The organism is Nocardia sp. NPDC060220 (assembly GCF_042727815.1).
GTDB lineage: Bacteria > Actinomycetota > Actinomycetes > Mycobacteriales > Mycobacteriaceae > Nocardia.
Map to the genome: position 1 here is coordinate 1 of NZ_JBHWZY010000249.1, position 8,319 is coordinate 8,319.

1 protein-coding gene is annotated in these 8,319 nt (G+C 70.9%); it reads left to right on the plus strand.

The window, feature by feature from the left end:
- A partial coding sequence (locus tag ACFWF3_RS15235; RefSeq protein ID WP_379314145.1) for an amino acid adenylation domain-containing protein occupies positions 1-8,319 on the plus strand: 8,319 nt, incomplete at both ends.

The following is an 8,319-nucleotide window of genomic DNA, read 5'->3' on the forward strand; positions in this document are numbered from 1 at the left end:
GCCCGGCATGCGCGGGTGGCTGCGCTACGCCACGGATCTGTTCGACGCCGACACGGTGGCGGCGTTCGGTGCGCGGTTCGTGCGGGTGCTGAGCGCGGTCGCCGCCGACGACAGTATCGCGGTCGGCGAGATCGATCTGCTGGATGCCGCCGAGTCCGCCCAGCTCGTGGCGTGGAACGACACCGTGGCCCCGCTCGACGCCGAGGCGACGCTGGTCTCGATGTTCGCCGCGCAGGCCGCGCGTACCCCCGACGCGATCGCCCTGGAGTTCGAGGGGCAGCGGATCACCTATGGCGAGTTCGCGATTCGTGTCGCCCGCCTCGCGCGTTGGCTGATCGCCGAGCAGGTCGGTCCCGGCGCGGTCGTCGGTGTCGGGCTGCGGCGCGGCATCGATCTCCTGGTCGCCCTCTATGCGGTCCAGGCCGCGGGCGCCGCCTATCTGCCGCTGGATCCCGACCACCCGGCCGACCGGATCGCCGACATCCTGGCGACCGCGGCCCCGGTCTGTGTGCTGGCCGCCGCCGACTTCCCCGAAACCGGCGCACGCACCGCCGCGCAGGTCGAGTCCGGCTACCGGCCGGTCGAGTCCGGCACGCATGCGGTCGAATCCGGGACCGAACGCGGCATTCGTCTTGTCGAGCCCGGCGCGCTCGATCTTTCCGGGTTCGCTGTCGACCCGGTGACCGATGCCGACCGGATCCGGCCGTTGCGTGCCGTGGACCTGGCGTATGTGCTGTTCACGTCCGGCTCGACCGGTAAGCCCAAGGGCGTCGCGGTGACCCATGCCGCGATCGTCAACCGCCTGGTGTGGATGCAGGATGCCTACCGGCTCGACGCGGCCGGCACCGTGCTGCACAAGACGCCGATCACCTTCGATGTGTCGGTGTGGGAACTGTTCTGGCCCTTGCAGATCGGCGCCACCCTGGTGATCGCGCGGCCCGACGGGCACCGCGACCCCGCCTACCTGGCCGAGGTCATCACCCGCACGGGTGTCGGCGTCGCGCACTTCGTGCCGTCGATGCTGGCGGCCTTCCTCGCCGAGCCGCGTGCGGCCGACTGTGTCTCGCTGCGGCAGGTGTTCGCCTCCGGTGAGGCGCTGCCCGCCGCCGCTGCCCAGCGCCTGCGGGCGCTGGTCCCCGGTGTCGCCGTGCACAACCTGTACGGACCCACCGAGGCCGCGGTCGACGTGAGCTTCCACGAGGTCACCGACGCCGACACGGTCACGGTGCCGATCGGCGCCCCGGTCGCCAACACCGCCCTGCACGTGCTCGATGCCCGCCTGCGTCCCGTTCCCGTCGGCACGCCGGGTGAGCTGTATCTGGCCGGCGTCCAACTCGCCCGCGGCTACCTCGCCCGCCCGGATCTGTCCGCCGACCGCTTCGTCGCCAACCCCCTCGGGGCCCCCGGCGACCGCATGTACCGCACCGGCGACCTCGTGGTCCGCACTCGCTCGGGCGAACTGGAATACCTGGGCCGCACCGACTTCCAGGTGAAACTGCGCGGCCTGCGCATCGAACTCGGCGAAATCGAGGCCGTTCTCACCGGCCTCGACACCATCGAACGGGCGGTGGTCACCGTCCGTGACGACGGCACCGGCGACTACCTCACCGCCTACCTGCTCGGCGTCCACGGGCTGGACCTCGACGTGGTGAAATCCGCTCTACAGCAGGCACTTCCGGTCTACATGGTGCCGAGCGCGTTCGTTGTTCTCACGGAGTTCCCGGTCAATTCCTCGGGCAAGCTCGATCGGCGGGCGCTGCCCGCGCCCGAGCTGGCCGCTGGTGAATTCCGTGCTCCGGCGACGCCGTCGGAGCAGTTGGTGGCCGGGGTCGTCGCCGAGGTGCTCGGTGTCGAACTGGTCGGTGCCGAGGACGACTTCTTCGATCTGGGCGGCAACTCGCTGATCGCGACCCGGGTCGCGGCGCGGCTCGGGGCGGCGTTGAACCGGCAGGTGCCCGTGGCGCGGATCTTCGAGACGCCCGTGGTGGCCGCGTTGGCTGCCGCGCTCGACGCCGCGGGCGGCGCGGCGCGGCTGGCGCTGGTGGCGGGGGAGCGGCCCGCTTCGATCCCGCTCTCGCCCGCCCAGCAGCGCATGTGGTTCCTCAACCGGTTCGATCCGGACTCGGCCGGCTACAACGTGCCGATCGCGGTACGACTCGGTGGCGCGCTCGATCTCGACGCGCTCGCCGCCGCGGTGGACGATCTCATCGACCGGCACGAAGTACTGCGCACCTATTACCCCGAGACCGCCGACGGTCCGGTACAGCGGATCGTGTCCGCCGCCGAAGCCGGTGTGGCTCTGCGGGTTCAGTACCTCGCGCCGGCGGAGATCGTGGCTGCCGTGACAGCGCTGGCCGCCACCGCCTTCGATGTCACGGCCGGTGTGCCGTGGCAGGTGGTGCTGTATCGGATCAGCGCCGACGAGGCGGTGCTCGCCATGGTCGTGCACCACATCAGCGCCGACGGTTCGTCGATGCCGCCGCTGGTGCGCGACCTGATGACCGCCTATCTCGCACGACGCGACGGTACGGCCCCGTCGTGGACGCCGCTGCCGGTGCAGTACGCCGACTACGCGCTGTGGCAGCGCGCGCTGCTCGGCGACGAAGCCGATCCCGACTCGGTGGCCGCCCGCCAGCTCGACTTCTGGCGCGCCGAACTCGCCGACCTCCCCGATGAACTCGCGTTGCCGCTGGACCGCCCGCGCCCGGCGGTGCGGACCCTCGCCGGTGGGACCGTGCCGGTGACCCTGGACGCGGGCACCCATGCCCGGCTCAGCGCGCTGGCCAGGGAGTCCGGCGCAACGCTGTTCATGGTCGTGCACACCGCGTTCGCGGCGCTGCTCGGTCGCCTCTCGGGCAGCGCGGACGTCACCGTCGGCACGCCGGTCGCCGGGCGCGGTGAGGCCGCGCTCGAGGACCTGATCGGCATGTTCGTGAACACGCTGGTCTTCCGAACCCGGCTGCGGGCGGGAGAGTCGTTCCAGCAGTTGCTGATTCGCCAGCGCGCCACCGACCTCGCCGTGTACGCCCACGCCGAGGTGCCGTTCGAACGCCTCGTCGAGGTGCTCGATCCGGCCCGCTCCACCGCCCGGCATCCGCTGTTCCAGGTCGGCTTCTCGTTCCAGAACTTCGAGCGTGCCGAGCTGGCCCTGCCCGGGATCACCGTGTCGGGGCTGGACACCGAGAACGAGCTGTCGCAGTTCGATCTGCACCTCATCGTCAGCGACGAGTACGCGGTCGACGGTGCGGCCGCGGGCGTCACCGGCGTCCTCACCTACGCCCACGACGTGTTCGACACCGAGACCGCGGTGGCGATCGCCGGACGGCTGGAACGCCTGCTCACCGCTGTCGCGGCATCGCCGGGTACACCGCTGGATTCGGTCGAGGTGCTCGAACCGGTCGAGCGCACGCGCATCCTCACCGAGTGGAATGCCACCACCCACGAGATCGACGGCGCCGCCACGCTACTCACCCCGTTCCGTGCGCAGGTTCGGGCTACCCCGGACGCGACAGCGCTCGTGTTCGAGGACACGGCCCTGACCTACGCCGAATTCGACACCCGGGTCAACCGCCTGGCCCGGTACCTGATCGAGGAAGGTGTCGGCCCCGACGCCTTGGTGGGGCTCGCCATCCGGCGCTCCACCGAACTCGTCGTCGCCTTGTACGCGGTCCTCACCGCGGGCGGCGCGTACGTGCCGATCGATCCGGATCACCCGGCCGACCGGATCACCCAGATCCTCGACACCGCGCGGCCACACCTCGTCCTCACCACCGCCGCAGACGCATTCGACAAGCCGGCACCGGCTGACGGTTCGTCCGACTCGCCGTTCCGGGTGATCGGCAGTGATCGCGGATCGCCGATCCCGGGAGTCGAGGGCGGCGAGACCGCGCCAGGTGGTTCGCGGACCGCGGGGCCGACCGGGGTTGTCGTGCTCGATGACGTCGACACTGCCCGTTACCCGGGTCATCCGGTCGTGGAGTCCGAACTCCGCGCCCCCCTGCGGGATTCGAACCTCGCCTACGTGCTGTTCACCTCCGGCTCGACCGGCGAACCCAAGGGCGTGGCCATGAGTCATGCCGGCATTCGCAACCAGATCGCCTGGCTGATCGATCAGTACGCGATCGACGGTGACGATGTGTACCTGCAGAAGTCCGCGGCCGGGTTCGACTTGTCGGTCTGGGGCTTCTTCGCACCGCTCGCAGCGGGCGCGACGCTGGTGCTCGCCACCCCGGACGGGCATCGCGACCCGCTGTACCTCGCCGAACTGGTGGCAGCGCGGCAGGTCACCGTCGTCGACTTCGTGCCGTCGATGCTGGCAGTGTTCGCCGCGCACGCCGACGCCGAGCACCTGGCCGGTCTGCGGCTGGTGCTCGCGATCGGTGAAGCGCTCACTCCGGAGACAGTCGGCGCGCTGCGGGCGAAATCGGCTGCGGCGGTGCACAACCTGTACGGGCCGACCGAGGCCGCCGTGTCGGTGACGGCGTGGCCCGCCGACGGTGCGACCGGGCAGACGGTGCCCATCGGTGTGCCCGAATGGAATTCGCGTGTGTACGTGCTAGACGAACGGCTGCGCCCGGTCGCACCGGGAGTGGCCGGCGAGCTGTACCTGGCGGGTGACCAGCTCGCTCGCGGGTACCTCGGCCGCACCGCGCTCACCGCCGACAGATTCGTCGCGGACCCGTTCGCCGGGGCGGACATCCAGTCCGGCGCGGCAAGCACCGTCGCGGACGCGGGTCTCGACACCGCGTATTCCGTCGGTGACGGCCGCGACCGGCATCGCCGGGGCGCGAGAATGTATCGCACCGGAGACCTGGTGAAGTGGACTCGCGACGGCGTACTGGTCTATCTGGCGCGCATCGACTTCCAGGTGAAGTTCCGTGGTCAGCGCATCGAACTCGGTGAGATCGAGGCCGCGCTCGGCGGATCGGCCGGGGTCGGTCAGGCCGCGGCGGTGGTCGCGGCGAGTGCGACCGGTGACCAGCTCGTCGGCTATGTCGTGCCGAGGCCGGGCATCGCGCTGGATCCGGCCGCCCTGCGGTCGGGCCTCAGCGCGGTGCTGCCGTCCTACATGGTGCCGTCGGTGATCGTGGTGCTCGACGCGTTCCCGCTCAACACCTCCGGCAAGCTCGACCGCAAGGCGCTGCCCGCACCGGAATTCGTGGCCAGGCCGTTCCGGGCGCCGGTCAGCACGGCGCAGCGGGCGGTGGCCGAGGTGTTCGGTGAGGTGCTCGGGCGCGAGCGGGTCGGTCTCGACGACGACTTCTTCGAACTCGGCGGCAACTCACTCATCGCGACCAGGGTCGCCGCCCGCCTCGGCGCGACATTGTCGACGCGGGTGCCCGTGCGGGCCCTGTTCGAAGCGACCACCGTGGCCGACCTGGCCGCCGCGCTCGCGACCACGGCCGGCAGCGGCGCGGGGATCGCGTTGACATCCGGCGAACGACCGGCCCGGATACCGCTGTCCGCGGCCCAGCAGCGCATGTGGCTGCTCAACCGCCTCGATCCCGAGTCCGCCGCGTACAACATCCCGATCGCGGTGCGGCTCACCGGTGATGTCGATGCCGGCGCGCTGGCCGCCGCGGTCACCGACGTGCTCGACCGGCACGAGGTGCTGCGCACGGCCTACCCTGCCGTCGACGGGATCGGGCACCAGGCGGTGTGGGAGTTCGTGCCGACGCCGGTGGTGGAGACCGTGGACCCTATCGCGGTACCGGCGATCGTCGCGGCCGAGATCGGGCGCGGATTCGATGTCACCGTCGCGCCGCCGGTGCGGGTGCGCGTATTGCGCTGCGCGGCGGACGAAGTCGTGCTGGTCGTGGTGATCCACCACATCAGCGCCGACGGGTTCTCCGCCGGGCCGCTGCTGCGTGACACCACCGCCGCCTACCTCGCCCGTCGCGCGGGGACAGAACCCGGGTGGGCGCCGCTGCCGGTGCAGTACGCCGACTACACGCTGTGGCAGCGTGCGGTGCTGGGCAGCGAGGACGACGCCGAGTCGGTCGCCGCACGGCAGCTGCGGTTCTGGCGCACCGAGCTGGCCGGACTGCCCGGGTTGCTCGAATTGCCCGCCGACCGGCCGCGGCCTGCTGTCGCGTCGCATCGTGGTGCGAGCGTTGACACTGTTGTGCCGCCGACGGTATGGCAGCGGGTGGCGCGGTTGGCGCGTCGCGCCGACGTGAGCGAGTTCATGGTTGCCCATGCCGCGCTGGCCGCGTTGCTCGCGCGACTCGGTGGCGCCGGCGACATCGCGATCGGCACCCCGGTGGCGGGTCGCGGTGAGCAGGCCCTCGACGATCTCGTCGGCATGTTCGTCAACACGCTGGTGCTGCGCACCGGTGTCGACCCCGCAGCGTCGTTCAGTTCGCTGCTGCGCGAGACCAGGCGGGTGGATCTGGATGCCTTCGAGAACGCGCAGGTGCCGTTCGAACGGCTGGTCGACGTGCTCGACCCGACCCGCTCGACCGCGCACAGCCCGCTGTTCCAGGTGATGCTGGCCTTCCAGAACCTGGCCGCAGGCCCGGTCGAGGTGGTCCTGCCCGGCCTCACCGTGACCGGACTGGACGCCGACGCCGCCATCGCCAAGTTCGACCTGGATCTGGTCCTCACCGGCACCGCCGACGGTGGTTGCGCGGTGAGCGTGACCTACGCCACCGATCTGTTCGACGCCGAGACGGTCGCCCGCATCGCGGACGGGTACGTGCGGATCCTCGACGCGGTCACGGCGAACCCGGAAGGTGCGGTCGGTGATATCGACCTGCTCACCGACGGCGACCGTCAGATGCTCGAGAATTGGTGTGACACCGCGCATCCGGCCGACGATGCGTGGCCGGTCGCGGCGACCGAGGATGCGAGGTCGCTGCCGGGCGACATCGCTCACGTCGGCGCGGTCGGCGTTCTGCCGACAGCGTTCGATCGCCGAGCCGCGGCGACACCGGACGCCGTCGCGCTCGTCGACGGTGACCTCGTTCTCACCTACGCCGAATTCGCGGCGCGGGTGAACCGGCTCGCCCGCCATCTGATCGACCACGGTGTCGGGCCGGATCACGCGGTGGCGGTGGGAGTTCGGCGCTCGGCCGAGTTGCTGGTCGGCGTGTACGCGGTGCTGGCGGCGGGTGGCACCTACGTGCCGATCGATCCGGATCATCCGGCGGAGCGGATCACCCGCATCCTGCGGATCGCGCAACCGGTCTGCGTGCTCACCACCAGCGGCGATGCTATGGACCTCCCGCTGCGCGGGCACGAGGTGATCACGCTGGACACCGTCGATCTCGCGGGCTTGCCGGTAGCGCCGATCGCCGACGCCGAACGGGTGGCGCCGTTGCTCCCGGAGCACACCGCGTACGTGATCTTCACGTCCGGGTCGACCGGTCTGCCCAAGGGCGTCGGTGTGCCGCATCGCGCGATCGTCCACCAACTCGACTGGCTGGCACAGCAGTTCGGCTTCGCCGCCGGTGACAGGGTGCTACACAAGACGCCGATCACCTTCGACGCCTCGATCTGGGAGCTGTTGCTGCCGCTGCGGGTGGGCGCCCGCACGGTCATCGCCCGGCCCGGTGGGCACGGGGACCCGGCCTACCTGGCCGCGCTGATCACCGAACACCACATCGACACAGTGCAATTCGCCCCGACACTGCTCGCGGCCTACGTGGCGCACGTGCGGGAGGCGGCCGCTGCGGGCAACAGTGTCGTGAGTACGCCGCTACGGCGGGTGTTCGCCGGTGGCGAGGCGTTGCCCGCCGGGCTGGCACAGCAGGTGCGCGCACTGACCGGCGCGCAGGTGGTGAACCTCTACGGGCCGACCGAGACCACGGTGCAGGTGAGTGCGCACCGGGTGACCGATGACGACGTCGTCACGGTGCCGATCGGTGCGCCGGTGTGGAATACGGGGCTCTACGTGCTCGATGCCAGGATGCGTCCGGTGCCGCCGGGGGTGACCGGTGAGCTGTATGTCGGTGGCGCGCAACTCGCACACGGGTACATCGGGGCCGCCGAGCTCACCGCGGAGCGGTTCGTCCCGGACCCGTTCGGTGCGTCCGGCGCTCGGATGTATCGCACCGGCGACCTCGTTCGCCTGCGGGGAAGCGACACTCCGGCACTGGAATACCTCGGGCGTGCCGACCTGCAGGTGAAGCTCAACGGCCAGCGCATCGAACTCGGTGAAGTGGAAGCCGCGCTGCAGCGGCAGCCCGGGGTGGCGCAGGCCGCGGCGGCCGTGGTGTCCGGGGTCGGCGCAGATCGACTTGTCGCGTACGTGGTGGCGTCACGGAACAAGGAATCCGATGGCATTGCCGGTGCGCCCACTACCGTCGGAGCAGGTCC